Below are 14,818 nucleotides of genomic sequence, written 5' to 3' on the forward strand. Positions count from 1 at the left end.
CTCTTATGAAAAACTTGCGAGGGAGAGAGGCGAGCAATTGTTTTGAGGCAATTCAGTGGGAATGTTGAAAATGGCCTCCAGCGGAATTTTTGCCAATTTGCGGTGCTCACGGACTTAATATACGCCCTGCGCGTTATTATGGCTACAGTTTTATTGTACGGACTTTTGTTGAACGTTGCCCGCTAAAATGAGACTGCTATCTTTTCTTGGGTCTGTATTGGCAATGAGAATAATTTTTTTAACAGCACTATATTCCAAAACTACAAAAGCAAATTTTGGCATTTTCTTCCGATTCTATAATATGAATGTATCCCGTCCATAGCCCCAGTCATATTCATGGGCGGAGTTCAAAAAAAAAGCTCATTCACGCGATCATATAGAGTCTATATGTACGAAATCATAGCCGTCCCTTTTTCTCAGTCTTTCAAAATGTTCCCACAATAGCCTGCAAGAGAGGCTCTGTTTTCGATTGATTGCATGAGATTGCCTTATGGAAGTGGAAAAACCGGAACATCAGAATCAGAAAGATTTTGAATTCCGCATCAACTCTTGATAGGGTATACTCAATACCTCATTGGTGGCCGGAGAGACCAGATTTGTCCAACCTAACGGAGCGTTCTATGCTTCACCGTCTCAGCCGATGGAATTTGATCAAACTTCTTTCCTTATTCTCTCCACGAAACAAACATACACGAAATGCCGAGCAGCCACGGCAGCGATTAGCGATCGGATATCTAAGGCCCGCGTGGAGGGCTTCATTCCTTTTAATCACTCTGGCCCTGACGATTTCTCTCACGGATAGACTGTGGGCAAATGAGGAGTCACTGACCAAACCCTCATGGTCTCAGGAGGATCAAAAGATCCTACAAAACATTCACACCATCCTCGTCGCCGGCACCGTCCAAACCTGGCTGAATGTGCCGAGTCCACCTTACAATGTGGGGGTGACCCTGAAACTCAAACTGGAAGATGCCGGGTTTCAAGTGGTCTTTGATCCCAAGCAACCACATGATGCGATGCTATACATTCAATATGAGGAAATACCCAGTGGACAGTTTCAGGTGTTGGAACAAGCGACAGCTATCCGCTACGACATGAAGCTGGTGCATGACCGTTTAGGCAAAATCTTTTCACATCACTTTGAAGCAGAACCCAATGCGATTCCCCTCGGAAGTCTGTATTGGGACGCGATTGGTAATCTAGAGGAGGATCCTTATTACTGTTTTGTTGGAGATCTCATTCGGGGACATATTGATCGGGACCAGAATGAACAGGAGATGTTAATGGAGGTGTTGGTAAGGCCCTTTACCCAACAAGAGTTGGTCAATGCGGCCGGAGCCCGTGGAGCGACTCAGGCCATTGTACAACAACGCGCCAGGTTGAATATCATTCAGGAACTAGGACAGGGGGCGTTTCAAACTCCTGAAGCTCAGGCAGTCTTATGGACGGTTGCCAAAAAAGCGCAGCCCACTGAACGAGGGGCGGCCATGACCCAACTTGGCGAGATTGGGGACACCACGTTTCTCTCTCCACTCACAACATTATTGGAAAAAGAAACCGATCCGGAAGTCCGGTCTGCCGCGGAGCATGCGATCCAACTCATTGAATCCCGGTAACGCAGGCTAGAGAAAATATCGAATGTACTTACCGGTCCTATAGCCCTCGCAAAAAATCTTACTAAAGCATTCCAGTCTCTGGTTGTATCCTGTTTGTAACTTTCCGCACTACGCATTCCACAGCCTTCTATTGAGGAAATCATCCTGCCCGCCGCAGCAGATAGTATCCCGAAATTCCACCTATCAACGAGGCCAGCAGGATGCCCAACTTGGCTTGGAGGATCAATACGTCATCGTTGAAAGCCAGTCCGGTGATAAACAACGACATCGTGAAACCCACCGAGGCAAGCATCGCAGCACCAAAGAGGTGCCGCCAGCCTGTCTGTTCCGGAAAGGAGGCCCACCGAAAATGGATCAGGATATAGCACATGGCCATGATGCCCAACACCTTACCCCCCAGCAGCCCCGCTCCCACTCCTAAGGTGACCGGACTCGCCAACTGATTCAGGAAGTCAGCCGGAAAGCTGATTCCGGCATTCGCCAACGCAAAGACCGGCATCACCACAAACGCCACGAAGGGGTGCATGCCATGTTCCAACCGTTGGAGCGGAGTCAAGGCCTCCCTGGCCACCGCGCGGATGTCTTCAAGCACATGGAGCTGCTCATCCGTCACCAGGGTCAGGTCATTGCTTTTGGCCATCTCAAACCGGTCCCCCAAGGCCTTAATGCGTGAAACGAATCCCTTGTCTGAGATCTTCACGTTGGCAGGAATCGTGAACGCGGCCAGCACCGCGGCAATGGTGGCATGCACTCCTGATAAGAGGAACGCCAGCCACAGGCCGCCGATTCCCAGCAGTCCATACCACAGAATGTTGCGTACACCCAGGAGATTGGACGTCACCAGCAGGATCATGAATCCTGCACCGGCTGCCAGATTGATGAGGTCAATGTGTGATGTATAAAAAACCGCAATGACCAGCACCGCGCCAAGGTCATCCGCGATGGCCAGAGCGGTAAGAAATACTTTAAGCGATAATGGGACCCTGTTGCCCAATAGGGAGATAATGCCGAGCGCGAAGGCGATATCGGTCGCCATGGGTATGCCCCATCCGGCACTGGCGTCGCCCGACGAATTGAACGCGAGGTAGATCAACGCCGGCACAACCATGCCGCCTACCCCCGCAGCGATAGGGAGCAGCGCATCACGGGGATTGCTTAGTTCACCCGCCATGATCTCACGCTTCAGCTCCAACCCGATCACGAAGAAGAAGACGGCCATCAGCCCATCATTGATCCAATGATGCAGGGTCTTGCTGACAAGAAAATCATTGAAACCGACCGATATTTCATTATCCCAAAGATGGTGGTAGGCATCCGCAAAGGGAGAATTGGCCAGAACCAAAGCCACCAGGGCGGCAACGAACAGCACAATGCCACTGGTGGTCTGCCTGGCAAGAAAGCTGTTAAGGGGATCGGTCAGCCAAATATCGACTGGGGTTTTCTTCATGCTTCGAAACTACCATGAAGAGGGGGATTGCGAAACCGAATGCCAGATCGATTTCTTATGGCACGGAACCCGCGTCCCGCAACTTCCTGATTCCCTTGAGCGGAATGCCCAATATCATCTGGGGGCAATGCCATCACCTCCCCTATCTTTCGCATTGGGACAGGAGCCACCACACGTACCACCGCACGGGGGGCATTCAAATCAAGGTGAGGCTCATGAAGGATTAACGAGGGAGATAATGAAATTCTCTGTAATAGAAAATTCGATCAGACCACGCAGACCGTGAACGAAGACCGTAAGCTTCTTGTTGCCCTCATCCACCTGTATCCACCCGGCATTCTGAGCCGGATGCGAAGGATCAGATTCCAGGTCGAAAAACCTGAGACTCCACAAGACTCATTGTTTCTCTCAGGTTGTCTCTATTAACGTCCACGTTCTTCTTTCCTATTGCCCCATGGGAGAGGAAAGATTTTTCGGCAAGAATTCTTTTTTGACATAATCGTTGGGAGGGTCAAATTCCTTCGCTTCGACCGACTTCTCCTCCACCCCGGTCAACCGGCTTTCTGTGACTATGGTTCCATTGGAGAAAATTCTCGTGAAGACCGGGTAGCCTTCAATCTTTCCTAGGGATTCAAAAAACGACGCTGGACCTCCACCACCTTTAAATGCCCCTTGCCATACCTCTTGAGAAAAGGCTGCCATATCTTGAAACACGCCTCGGGCTTCCTGGCTGCCGGGAACCTGCTTCCAATCACTCACGCAATGTTCTGCAACTTTTTCGTTTTCCCGCCAGGTTTCATATTTCACACAGGGATAGCCATTGATGGTCTGCCTTTCGCCGGTTTTTTTGACCTGCATCTCGACCTTCCCGCCCAACATGGCGGGATTGATCCCCTGCCCGGCAAACATCTTTTCCATCATGGCCCGTCGTTCCGGGGGCATATTCTTTAACATTTCCTGCATCTTTTCCAAGGCCGGATTGATCTGTTGGCCAAGACTGACCATCGTGGCCTTGTCCATAGCACGCCAGGTGTGATCTCCATGATTGATCAGCAGAATTTCCTCCCGATCGCCTCGATAAATAACCGTGGATTGACTGGTCCCGGCGTCATTCAACGTCATTTTCAAATTCTTCCCGTCAACCGTCATCGCGTCGGTTCTGGAAGGCACCGCTGTCCGATTGGGAAAAATGGTCTCGACATGAAAAACCACGCCTGCACAGACCGTCGTCTGAATGCCCAGCACCAACCCGCCCACAAGGCCCAGAACCTTCACCATATCAACCTCCTGACGCGTAATAGATGACACTGCCTGCTGCTTGACATATGGTAAACACCGAGACCCGTCAATTTCTCAAAATTCAACCCGATTCACAAGTCATTTCATGCGGAAAAGCCATAATGAACTCTTCTCCCACCTGCCATTTTGATCCCACCAAGAACCATTTTTCATGCAGAGAGCTAGGAATTGGTTTCCCCTTCCTGGTAAAAGGAGTTTAGACAGGTAAGGCTCGTTAGACGACCACCCCACATAACCGACAGGCAGACATCCCTTAAAAGAGGTCACGAGTTGTTGTGACCTTTCACGGTTTCGTCATCATGGTCAGGGACCATACGCTGCCCGGCGCGACACGACCATCGGGTCGCGGGGTAGGACAACGGTAAGAAGGCCCAGGCTCTAAAAGGTGAGGCCAACCAGCCCAAGGAAGACGGTTTAAACCGTCCCTTCTTTTCGTCTTTAACGAACATCACATATCGACAGACCGGCTCAACGTCGGCTGGCACACAATATCAGGACCTCATCCAGAAAGGTTGCAAAACCGTCATGAAACACGATGCCTCCAACTCACCCACGGCTCCAACGATGAAGGGCTTTTCACCCGGCTTTGCCGCTCTCGGCCTTGAGGCGGCGCTGCTGACCACGCTTGAAGCATTAGGATATGAAGAGCCCACCCCCATTCAACGCGAAGCCATTCCTCCGCTATTGGCGGGAAACGACCTTCTGGGGCGGGCCGCAACCGGAACTGGAAAAACTGCTGCATTCACGCTTCCCCTGCTCCAGCGTCTTGCCCATTCGCCCAAGCAGCCACATCCTTCAGCCCTTATTCTCGTGCCCACCCGCGAATTGGCCATACAAGTTTGCGAGGCTGTGCAGCGTTATGGGAAGCAGCAGGCCATCGCCATCCTCGCGGTTTATGGAGGTCAAGCCATCCGACCCCAGCTCATCGCGTTGAAACGCGGAGTGGATATCGTCGTGGCGACGCCAGGACGGGCACTGGACCATATACGGCGTAAAACCCTTCATCTCAAGGACCTGCAGATTGTGGTGCTGGATGAAGCTGATGAGATGCTGAATATGGGGTTCGCGGAAGATCTGGATGCCATTCTGAAACAAACCCCGACGACCAGGCAGACCGCACTGTTTTCAGCAACCATGCCTCCACGCATCGCATCAATCGCCCGACATCATCTGCGCAACCCCATCGAGATTCAGATCATCAAGGAACCGGTAAAGGCCGGTGTGGCCCCTCGGGTGCACCAGACGGCCTACCTTGTGGCCAGGCCACATAAAGTGGCGGCCCTGGCCAGAATCCTGGATATGTCCAGTCCAAAGTCCGCCTTGGTGTTTTGCCGAACACGATTGGAAGTCGATGAGCTGACCTCCATGCTCAACGGCCGCGGATACCGGGGAGAAGGCCTGCATGGCGGGATGAACCAGGCTCAACGGGATCGGGTGATGCAATCGTTCCGTGCCGGGAAAACCGAGCTGCTTGTTGCAACCGACGTGGCGGCCCGGGGTCTGGATATTCCTCACGTATCACACGTAGTGAATTACGATGTCCCGTCCTCTCCCGAAGCCTACGTCCATCGTATCGGACGAACCGGACGCGCAGGACGCGCCGGTGAAGCTATTACCCTTGTGGAATCCCGGGAACGCTGGCTGCTGCAAAATATAGAACGCTTGACCAAATCCAAAGTCGAGATGGGCACCCTCCCGACGGGGGCCGACCTTCAAGCTAAGCGCCTTGAACAGATTGGCGTTTCCATTCAAGAGATTCTCAAGACCAACGACTTTGAGCAATTCCGAGCCGTGGTCAACACCCTCACCGAAAAATATGACCCCGCGGATGTCGCCGCAGCCGCCCTTCAATTGGCCTATGGGTCAAAGACAGGTAATCGGGTTGAAGAGGATATTCCTGCAATACGGGACCGGACACCTGACACATCCCAGACGGCCAGACGGCCAAGGCGAGGGTCATCGGATTTCCCCGATTCCGGAAGGGCTTTCAGGGGAGGAGGAGGCGGTGGTAGGCCCTCCGTCAGGCGGGAACGGCACAGTCAATCTACAAGCATGGCGACCTTGCATGTGAACGCCGGTCGAATGGCCGGGGTCCGCACAGGGGATCTGGTCGGTGCCATCGCCAATGAGGCCGGAATTCATTCGAATGTGATTGGCCCAATTAAAGTTTCCGATCAATTCTCTCTGGTCAAAGTACCGGAAGAGCATGTCCATGGCATTATCAAGGCTCTAGGGCGGACACGAATTAAAGGGCAAAAAGTCACCATCCGCCTCTATAAGGAATAAGGGAATTCCTGACACCGGCAGTGATGCAATGTTCTCAATACTGTGCTTGTTGGGCCGTACATCATAACGAGGATTAAAAATAGCCATGAGAACCTGACATGGCGTCTGTCTCTCTCACTCTGAAATTGGATTTAGGTTATGCCTAGTGCTCTGACGATTCTTGATGTGCGTGACCGTCTTACCAAAGCCCGGTCGGTCACGGTCCTTACCGGTGCGGGAATTTCCGCGGATAGCGGCGTGCCGACTTTTCGCGGACCCGAAGGCTTGTGGAAAAATTACCGGCCGGAAGAACTGGCATCACCCGAGGCCTTTGCCCGGGACCCGAAACTTGTTTGGGAGTGGTATAACTGGCGGCGTGAATTGGTCGCAACCAAACACCCGAATGCGGCACACAAAACCCTCGTTGAATTGGAACGACGGAATGAACACTTTTGGCTCATCACGCAGAACGTCGATGGACTTCATGCCCTGGCCGGCTCGCAACGTCTTTCCGAAATCCATGGCAACATCTGGAAAGTGCGTTGTACGCAATGCAACCGGATTTCGCCGAACCGCGACCTGCCTTTGGTCTATCCACCCCTCTGCACGGACTGTTCGGGGTTATTACGTCCTCATATTGTGTGGTTTGGAGAATCATTGGATCAGGAAGATATGAACCGCAGTTATCAGGCATTGCGAACTTGTGATATCCTTCTGATTATTGGCACGTCAGGCGTGGTCTATCCGGCTGCATCCTTTGCTTCCATTGCCAAAGACGGTGGCGCATTAGTGGTCGAGCTGAATTTGGACCCGACGCCAAACTCCTCTGTTGTGGACGTAGCCTTTCAAGGCCGTGCCAAAGACCTGGTGCCGCTGTTGTGCGAAGTCACCTAATCGCGCCATTTCTTGACTCCCTTCGTGGGGGTTTGTTACGTTTTTTTGTTTAGGGATTCCCAGTACTTACGTTTGGAGCACGGTATGCAATTGACGATCAATGGTAAACCTGAAACCCTGGAGGTTTCGACGGTGCTAGACGTCTTGAAAACCAAAGACATTGACCCGCAACTCGTCGCGGTAGAACTGAATACGCAGATGGTTGATCAGGAGCAACTAGGAACCACCTCCATTAAAGATGGCGATAAACTAGAGTTTTTGTTTTTCATGGGCGGTGGCGCGTGAGTGCCGGATTTCTTCGGAATATTACGGATGGCATTGGGCATACTCCGTTAGTACGATTAAACCGGCTTTCCCCTCCAGGCGGAGCCACAATTTATGGGAAGGCGGAATTTTACAATCCCGGCGGCAGCGTGAAAGACCGCATCTGCCTCAATATGATTGATGAGGCAGAGCAAAAGGGACTGCTCAAGCCGGGCGGCACCATAGTGGAACCGACCAGCGGCAATACCGGCATTGGATTAGCCTTGGTGTCTGCCGTTCGGGGTTACAAACTGATCCTTGTCATGCCGGAAGGGATGAGCCTGGAACGGGCCAGCCTGCTCTCCTCGTATGGCGCGCAATTGGTATTGACTCCTGCTCGGGAAGGGATGCGTGGATCAATTAAAGAAGCAGAGAGTATTTTGGACCAAAATCCCGAATACTTCATGCCCAACCAGTTTTCTAATCCGGCCAATCCAGCCATGCATCGTAAGACCACGGCGTTGGAAATCTGGGAGGCATTGGATGGCAAGGTGGATGCATTTGTGGCTGCAGTGGGCACCGGCGGAACAATTACCGGCTGCGGAGAATTGTTTAAAGAAAAAAATCCCTCGGTCAAGGTGATTGCGCTAGAGCCAGCCGGCTCTCCCGTTTTATCCGGAGGAGAACCCGGACCACACAGAATCCAAGGGATCGGCGCAGGCTTCGTTCCCAAGGTGCTGAATCGCTCACTCATTGATGAAATTATGACTGTGACTGATGAAGAGGCTTACCAAACCACGAAGCAACTCGCCAGAAAGGAAGGGCTCCTGGTGGGAATATCTGCTGGGGCCAATGTGTTTGCCGCTCAAAAGGTCGCAGAATCCTTAGGGCCGCATAAGAATGTGGTGACGATTCTTTGCGATACAGGTGAACGATATCTGAGCATTGAGAAATATTTCAATATTTAGCGGATTTTCACTGAACCCTTTCCATGAAGGAAGAGCCGAGATGAGAGGAGCACACAACATCCCTCTCTCAAGCAAGATAAGAAAATTTAAGTTATGCCAGAGCATATCGGCTTTCTGAGAAAAATTCTCATGGCCAAGAATTATTTTTGAATATCAACACGCCTCATTCTCCTCTAATATGGGGAAGACCCCATACACCGTAAAAGGTCAGAGATCATATGAGTTTCACAGAAGATCAGATTACCCGTTATAGCCGACACATTTTATTACCCGAAATGGGCGGCAAGGGACAAAAAAAATTATCACAAGCCAAAGTCTTTATTGTTGGAGCTGGAGGTCTGGGATGCCCTGTCGCCTATTACCTTGCCGCAGCCGGCATTGGTACCATTGGATTGATTGATAGCGATGTGGTGGATCTTTCCAACCTCCAACGACAAATCCTTCACCATACTCCGGATGTAGGACGGTCCAAGGTACTTTCGGCCAAGGAAAAAATTCTGGCGTTAAACCCTGATGTTCAGGTCAACATGCATGAAGAGCGATTGACGTCTCGCAATGCTCGAGACCTGATCAGCCAATACGATATCGTTATCGATGGCGTCGACAACTTCCCGGCCAAATTTTTGATCAATGACGCCTGTTATATGGAGAATAAGCCCCTCGTCCATGGCGGAATCCTCCGGTTCGAAGGACGGGTCTTCACGATTATTCCCAATCAATCCGCCTGCTATCGTTGTATTTTCAAAAATCCGCCGCCCGCCGGCGTGGTTCCTACTTGCCAGGAGGCCGGAATCATCGGAGTCGTTGCGGGAATAATTGGAACCATTCAGGCCACAGAGGCCATGAAACTCATCCTCAACATTGGAACGCCATTGACGAACCGCATCCTGGATTTTGACGCACGCACCACCGCGTTTCGGGAAATTCGCGTCAAACGGAATCCTTCCTGTGCACTTTGCGGCCCAAATCCTTCGTTGACGGAACTCATCGACTATGAACAAGAGGCGTGCCAACTTCAACCATCGGCTACAACGCTAACCAACGGATAAACCCCACCGGTTAAGAGGGGAGGATGATGCTATGAAAAAAATGCAAGCTCTGGTGTGTCGGGAGTGCGGAAAAGAATATCCTACCCAGGATATTCATGTATGCGAATTATGCTTTGGGCCACTGGAAGTCAAATACGATTATGCCGCCATCAAACAGGTCATGTCGCGTGAAAAGATTGCATCCGGCCCTCACAGCCTTTGGCGATATGTGGACCTCCTCCCCGTGGAAGGCACGAATTTCATCGGTCTTCATGCCGGATTTACCCCGCTGGTTCATGCCAAAAACCTTGGGGCCTTTCTCGGCCTGGACAACCTGTACATAAAAAATGATTGCGTCAATCATCCGACGCTGTCGTTTAAAGATCGCGTGGTAGCCATCGCCTTAACTCGAGCCAGAGAACTGGGATTTGAAACAGTCGCCTGCGCTTCAACCGGCAATCTGGCAAATTCAGTGTCGGCTCATGCAGCCTCCGCAGGGATGAAATGCTATGTGTTCATTCCCGGCGACCTGGAAGCTGCGAAGGTGCTGGGGAATTTGATTTATCGTCCCAATGTCGTGGAAATTGAAGGAAACTATGATGATGTCAATCGACTCTGCAGCGAAATCGCGGGAGAACGCCACTGGGCATTCGTCAATATCAATATCCGCCCCTATTATGCTGAAGGCTCGAAAACCTTGGCCTTTGAAACGGTCGAGCAATTAGGGTGGCGGGCTCCGGATCAGGTCGTAGTGCCCATGGCTTCGGGATCCTTGCTCACGAAAATTTGGAAAGGCCTCAAAGAATTTGAGAAGTTGGGCCTGGTGGATTCGGTGAAGACCAAGGTAAACGGGGCGCAAGCAGAGGGCTGCTCCCCCATTGCCACGGCATTTCGTGAGAATCGGGATTTTTTTAAACCGGTGAAGCCACACACCATCGCCAAATCACTGGCCATCGGCAATCCGGCGGATGGATACTATGCATTAAAAACCGCCGCGGAAAGCCAGGGGGCCATGGAGGCCGTCACCGATGATGAAATAGTAGAGAGCATTAAACTTCTGGCTCAAACGGAAGGAATTTTTGCTGAAACCGCCGGAGGAGTCACTATCGGCGTCCTTCGCAAATTGGTAAAACAAGGGCGCATTCAAAAAAATGATGTGACTGTGGCCTACATTACCGGTAACGGACTGAAAACTCAGGAAGCGGTTGTCGATTCCGTTGGACGCCCATTTCGCATCCCACCCAGTCTCAGTCACTTTATTAAGACTTTTGCCATAGAGGAGTCAGCATGATTAAGGTCAGAATTCCCACTCCCTTGCGCCCCATGACCGGAGGAAAAAGTGAGGTGGAAATAGCAGGGAACACGGTGTCTGAAATTATTGACAATTTGGGGTCTGCCCATCCCGGCATTAAGGAACGAGTTTATGATGAACAGGGAGAGGTACGGCGGTTCATCAATATCTATGTCAACGAAGAAGATATTCGATTTTTGACCGGCAAGGATACCCCACTGAAGGACGGAGATGAAGTCTCCATCATCCCCGCAATCGCAGGAGGTTCATGATGGCCAAACTACGCTTTCACATTCGGTATCCCGAAGATAAAATTCCTTCTCCCATCCTGTATGAAATCGGACAGGAATACCAGGTCGTACCCAGCATTCGACGGGCCGATGTCCGTGAGACGACCGGATGGATGGATGTGGAATTTTCTGGAGAAACTGATGAAATTGACCGGGCTATTCAGGGTCTTCGTCAAAAAGGCTGTATGGTTGATCCGATTGAACTGAACGTCGTTGAATAAGGATTTCGCTTCTTATGGAATTTACTGAATCTCAAATCCAGCGTTACAGCCGTCAGATCATTCTGTCGGAAGTGGGCGGCAAAGGACAGAAAAAGTTACAGGATGCCAAAATCCTGGTGATTGGAGCAGGAGGACTTGGTTCTCCCGCAGCTCTGTATCTGGCTGCGGCCGGAATAGGAACCTTAGGTCTGACTGACGGCGATGTCGTGGACTTATCCAATCTTCAACGGCAAATTTTGCATACAACCGACCGGATAGGTGTTTCAAAGGTTGAATCCGGCGGAACATTATTGTCAGCCCTCAATCCTGAAACCACACTCAAGCTGTATCCCGAACATGTAAGCGCCACCAATATCCTGTCCTTAATTGAAGCCTATGACATCATATTGGACGGATCAGACAATTTTTCCACACGGTTTCTCGTTAATGATGCCTGTTTCTTTGCAAAAAGGACACTGATTTCAGGTAGCATTTTTCGATTTGAAGGGCAATTAGCCACCATTAAGCCCCATGAAGGATTTCCCTGTTATCGCTGTTTATATCCAGAGCCTCCACCCCCCGGCCTTGTGCCAAATTGTCAAGAAGCCGGGGTGTTAGGCGTGTTAGCCGGGACCATTGGTGTTTTGCAAGCCAATGAAGCCATTAAAGAAGTCCTTGGTCTCGGAGAAAGTTTGGCCAAACATCTTCTTCTCTACGATGCCCTGGATATGACATTCAGAAAGGTTGGTCGCCCAAAATCTCCAGACTGTCCTCTTTGTGGACCACATCCCACTATCACCAAACTTGTTGAACAGGAAGTCTCCTGTAGTATCTAGGTCCATGCTTGCCATTCCGTCCAGCATCATCAACAATATGATTGTTCATGCCCGGGAGTTAGCTCCTCATGAATGTTGCGGCATTCTCTCAGGAACCGAAAATACCATCGCCGAGGACTATCGCATTACCAATATTCTGGCTGCGTTATCAGAACAGGATCTTACACGTTTTGACCCAGCCAAATTAACCGACCTGCAACGCTTATCACCGGAGGAGCGAGCGGATATTGCCTTTCAAATGGATGCCAGAGAAATGGCCATGGCTCAGCGGGACATTCGTTCAAAAAACCTTGATCTGTTAGGTTTTTACCATTCCCACACCTTTAGTCCGGCTAGACCCTCTCAAACGGATATCACCATTGCCATGGAATTTGAAAGCTACCGGACCAAACTCCACCTCCCGGAACCGTTTCACTTGATTATTTCCTTAGAGCATACGGATCAGCCCGTAGTCCGAGCCTATAAAATCCAGGAGTCCAAAGCCACCGAAATTCCCATCAACACCTTGCCCTAAGTCCGACCAATCATGCCAGCAATTTTTATTGGAAAGGCCATAGACTTCCAACCAAGAATATTGAGATAATGATAAAGGCTTCTCAAAGCAACAAGAGGAGAAAATTATGCCAATCCCCCATCACCTGTTAGGTTTTCTGCTAGGGTTGATTGTATTTTTTCAACCTGGATCACAGGTGTTTGCCGAAGCTTCGACCTCACTCCAGAAGTTCAACAGCCCTATTATGAAAATTGAATCGGACAAAGGGGTATTTTTAATTACGACCGATTCCGGCATTCAATGGGTTCAAGTTGATGAAGCGGCAAAGATTCAACTGAAGACATTGGATGTAGGAGATATCATCGACGTAATCGTCGAAATGCGATCAGATAACGCCCCGCCATTGGTTAAATCCTGGAAATTAGCCAGAAGTGGTTCATCCTGTAAAGTATTCAATGGCAAAACCTGCAGTCCTTAAGACTTTCTTAACGGCACAATTCTCCCCCCTACTTCCACCGACCTCAGCTGATCTTTATTGTTTCTATGCGCCAAAACGCAGCTGAATTGTTCTTGACAGCGTTCCGCCAGTAGAACGTATCGCCATTGGCCGTGACTCCCGACATACCAGGGATATCGGGAGAGACCCAGATTTACCAATGAAGAATTTTTCCGATTTCCGTCACCGTGTATCCCCCCAGCGATTCGATTTCCCGCCTGAATGGTTGACTGACCATTGCATCAAGAAATTGAGACATGACAGGGTGGGATTTAAGAAATTCTCTGCGCATAATTAAGTCATACTGTTCTTCGCGAAGCGGAATGAAGCCAAGACCATAATGACGAGCTGCGGCTTCCACTCCGATGCCCACGTCCGCCATACCATCTCGAATCAGGCGAGCGACCTCGAGATGAGACGGCACTTCGTGCTCATACCCTAGTAACTGGTCTCCAGTTAATCCTGATTTCTGAAGCAGAGCATCCAAAAGAAACCTCGCTCCGGCTCCCAATTCCCGATTGACGAGACGCAGTCCCGACTGGCCAAAGTCATCTACACCACCAATGTGTTTGGGATTTCCCGGGTATATCAACACCCCTTGTACCCAAGAAGCAAAGCGCACACCGACAAAATCATGGCCAGGAATATGGCGTTTTAGATAAGGAACGTTACTTTGCCCGGATTTCACATCCACAAGATGCAACCCCGCCATGTGCACTTCATCCCGTTGAAGAGCACGGAGCGCATTCGCGCTACCCATGGTCCAATTCGTAATTCCTGCCAGATTATTAATCTTGCGGACATGCTCGCCGGCGAGAAATAACGCCGGGTCACACCCGGCAATAAGAATTCCTTTTTTGATCACGTCCAAGGAATTCAGTAATTGAACCCGCACAGAGGGTCTTTTTCCGCTGGAAGATTTCTTTCCCTGTTCCTGAATGACTCCATCAGCCGGCATCACAAAATTCAACACATCGCCCAGTTCGGCCATCGGTCTGGCCAATATCCGCGCTCCAACGTATGACAGCTTCACCCGTGTCGGCTGACCCAATGGCGTTGTCCCACCAATGAACTCAGCTTCAACAATTTCGTCCTGATCTGCAAGGATAAAAAGATCCTCAACCCGGCACTTCAACGCACGTGCGAACCGTAGGGCAATGTGTGTGCTTGGCAAATATTGATTGGCTTCTATGGCGTAGACTGCTTGTCGCGTCAGGCCAACAAGGACCGCTAATTCTGCCTGGGAGATTCCCTGTTTTTTTCTTCTATCCCGTAAGCGGTTACACACGGATTCGCGAGGCGAGACCTTTGCCTGGCGTGAGTTTTGTGAACTTTTAATACCCATTTTTTTCATGATCGTACTGTTTTAAGGGAATATCAAGGAGGATACCCGCTGGTCATTATGACCTGCTCAAAACACCTTAAGCATTCTTGCTCCTCCCTAATCCCAAC

16 protein-coding genes are annotated in these 14,818 nt (G+C 50.5%); 12 read left to right on the forward strand and 4 right to left on the reverse strand.

The annotated features are described in order from the left end of the window. Positions 1-620 precede the first annotated feature (620 nt). The gene (locus tag PP769_RS15600; protein WP_312641790.1) at positions 621-1,616 is read left to right on the forward strand and encodes a HEAT repeat domain-containing protein; all 996 of its coding nucleotides are present in this window, start codon (positions 621-623) and stop codon (positions 1,614-1,616) included. Positions 1,617-1,755: 139 nt separating this feature from the next. On the opposite strand, the gene nhaA is transcribed toward PP769_RS15600, so the two are convergent. The 3 genes from nhaA to PP769_RS15615 form a co-directional block, all read right to left on the reverse strand. Then, positions 1,756-3,063: a Na+/H+ antiporter NhaA gene (nhaA, locus tag PP769_RS15605; RefSeq protein WP_312641792.1), complete on the reverse strand. Its 1,308-nt coding sequence runs from the start codon at positions 3,061-3,063 to the stop codon at positions 1,756-1,758. 444 nt (positions 3,064-3,507) lie between these two features. Continuing rightward, positions 3,508-4,341, reverse strand: a complete 834-nt coding sequence (locus PP769_RS15610) for a DUF4412 domain-containing protein (RefSeq protein ID WP_312641794.1) — start codon at positions 4,339-4,341, stop codon at positions 3,508-3,510. A gap of 284 nt (positions 4,342-4,625) precedes the next feature. After that, positions 4,626-4,847 (reverse strand): hypothetical protein, encoded by a 222-nt coding sequence (locus PP769_RS15615; protein ID WP_312641796.1) that lies wholly within the window; start codon positions 4,845-4,847, stop codon positions 4,626-4,628. A 40-nt stretch (positions 4,848-4,887) separates the two neighbouring features. On the opposite strand from PP769_RS15615, the gene PP769_RS15620 reads away from it, so the two are divergent. The 11 genes from PP769_RS15620 to PP769_RS15670 all read left to right on the forward strand — a co-directional run bounded on the left by PP769_RS15620 (position 4,888) and on the right by PP769_RS15670 (position 13,348). After that, positions 4,888-6,648: a DEAD/DEAH box helicase gene (locus PP769_RS15620; protein ID WP_312641798.1), complete on the forward strand. Its 1,761-nt coding sequence runs from the start codon at positions 4,888-4,890 to the stop codon at positions 6,646-6,648. A 138-nt stretch (positions 6,649-6,786) separates the two neighbouring features. Then, positions 6,787-7,521, forward strand: coding sequence for an SIR2 family NAD-dependent protein deacylase (locus PP769_RS15625; protein ID WP_312641800.1), 735 nt, complete (start codon positions 6,787-6,789; stop codon positions 7,519-7,521). Positions 7,522-7,605: 84 nt separating this feature from the next. Next, positions 7,606-7,806 (forward strand): sulfur carrier protein ThiS, encoded by a 201-nt coding sequence (thiS, locus tag PP769_RS15630; RefSeq protein WP_312641803.1) that lies wholly within the window; start codon positions 7,606-7,608, stop codon positions 7,804-7,806. Continuing rightward, complete coding sequence (gene cysK, locus PP769_RS15635; RefSeq protein ID WP_312641805.1) at positions 7,803-8,732, forward strand: cysteine synthase A; 930 nt, start codon at positions 7,803-7,805, stop codon at positions 8,730-8,732. Before thiS ends, cysK begins: the two co-directional genes overlap by 4 nt. Before the next feature lie 218 nt (positions 8,733-8,950). Further along, on the forward strand, positions 8,951-9,781 hold the full coding sequence (locus PP769_RS15640; protein WP_312641808.1) for a HesA/MoeB/ThiF family protein: 831 nt from the start codon (positions 8,951-8,953) through the stop codon (positions 9,779-9,781). 31 nt (positions 9,782-9,812) lie between these two features. After that, positions 9,813-11,051, forward strand: a complete 1,239-nt coding sequence (thrC, locus tag PP769_RS15645; protein ID WP_312641809.1) for a threonine synthase — start codon at positions 9,813-9,815, stop codon at positions 11,049-11,051. Next, entirely contained in the window at positions 11,048-11,323 is a 276-nt protein-coding gene (locus PP769_RS15650) for a ubiquitin-like small modifier protein 1 (RefSeq protein WP_312641811.1), read from the forward strand. Before thrC ends, PP769_RS15650 begins: the two co-directional genes overlap by 4 nt. Continuing rightward, positions 11,320-11,562 (forward strand): NIL domain-containing protein, encoded by a 243-nt coding sequence (locus tag PP769_RS15655; protein WP_312641817.1) that lies wholly within the window; start codon positions 11,320-11,322, stop codon positions 11,560-11,562. The genes PP769_RS15650 and PP769_RS15655 overlap by 4 nt, the downstream gene beginning before the upstream one ends. 14 nt (positions 11,563-11,576) lie before the next feature. Beyond that, positions 11,577-12,377, forward strand: coding sequence for a molybdopterin-synthase adenylyltransferase MoeB (gene moeB / locus PP769_RS15660; protein ID WP_312641819.1), 801 nt, complete (start codon positions 11,577-11,579; stop codon positions 12,375-12,377). Between the two features lie 4 nt (positions 12,378-12,381). Further along, positions 12,382-12,891, forward strand: coding sequence for a M67 family metallopeptidase (locus PP769_RS15665; RefSeq protein ID WP_312641820.1), 510 nt, complete (start codon positions 12,382-12,384; stop codon positions 12,889-12,891). Between the two features lie 106 nt (positions 12,892-12,997). Further along, a complete protein-coding gene (locus PP769_RS15670) occupies positions 12,998-13,348 on the forward strand; it encodes a hypothetical protein (RefSeq protein ID WP_312641823.1) in 351 nt (116 codons plus the stop codon). 172 nt (positions 13,349-13,520) lie between these two features. Here the strand turns inward: PP769_RS15670 and PP769_RS15675 are convergent, their stop codons facing one another. Continuing rightward, positions 13,521-14,720, reverse strand: a complete 1,200-nt coding sequence (locus PP769_RS15675; RefSeq protein ID WP_312641825.1) for an XRE family transcriptional regulator — start codon at positions 14,718-14,720, stop codon at positions 13,521-13,523. Positions 14,721-14,818: the final 98 nt, after the last annotated feature.

Origin of the sequence: Candidatus Nitrospira allomarina (assembly GCF_032050975.1) — a bacterium.
GTDB classification, from domain to species: Bacteria; Nitrospirota; Nitrospiria; order Nitrospirales; family UBA8639; genus Nitrospira_E; species Nitrospira_E allomarina.

Bases quoted from the DNA above. Each gene is read 5' to 3' on its own strand.
- PP769_RS15640 (WP_312641808.1), top strand. From the start codon at position 8,951: ATGAGTTTCACAGAAGATCAGATTACCCGTTATAGCCGACACATTTTA.
- thrC (WP_312641809.1), top strand. From the start codon at position 9,813: ATGAAAAAAATGCAAGCTCTGGTGTGTCGGGAGTGCGGAAAAGAATAT.
- thiS (WP_312641803.1), top strand. From the start codon at position 7,606: ATGCAATTGACGATCAATGGTAAACCTGAAACCCTGGAGGTTTCGACG.
- PP769_RS15655 (WP_312641817.1), top strand. From the start codon at position 11,320: ATGATGGCCAAACTACGCTTTCACATTCGGTATCCCGAAGATAAAATT.
- moeB (WP_312641819.1), top strand. From the start codon at position 11,577: ATGGAATTTACTGAATCTCAAATCCAGCGTTACAGCCGTCAGATCATT.
- PP769_RS15600 (WP_312641790.1), top strand. From the start codon at position 621: ATGCTTCACCGTCTCAGCCGATGGAATTTGATCAAACTTCTTTCCTTA.
- PP769_RS15665 (WP_312641820.1), top strand. From the start codon at position 12,382: ATGCTTGCCATTCCGTCCAGCATCATCAACAATATGATTGTTCATGCC.
- PP769_RS15620 (WP_312641798.1), top strand. From the start codon at position 4,888: ATGAAACACGATGCCTCCAACTCACCCACGGCTCCAACGATGAAGGGC.
- nhaA (WP_312641792.1), bottom strand. From the start codon at position 3,063: ATGAAGAAAACCCCAGTCGATATTTGGCTGACCGATCCCCTTAACAGC.
- PP769_RS15625 (WP_312641800.1), top strand. From the start codon at position 6,787: ATGCCTAGTGCTCTGACGATTCTTGATGTGCGTGACCGTCTTACCAAA.
- PP769_RS15610 (WP_312641794.1), bottom strand. From the start codon at position 4,341: ATGGTGAAGGTTCTGGGCCTTGTGGGCGGGTTGGTGCTGGGCATTCAG.
- PP769_RS15675 (WP_312641825.1), bottom strand. From the start codon at position 14,720: ATGAAAAAAATGGGTATTAAAAGTTCACAAAACTCACGCCAGGCAAAG.
- PP769_RS15670 (WP_312641823.1), top strand. From the start codon at position 12,998: ATGCCAATCCCCCATCACCTGTTAGGTTTTCTGCTAGGGTTGATTGTA.
- PP769_RS15650 (WP_312641811.1), top strand. From the start codon at position 11,048: ATGATTAAGGTCAGAATTCCCACTCCCTTGCGCCCCATGACCGGAGGA.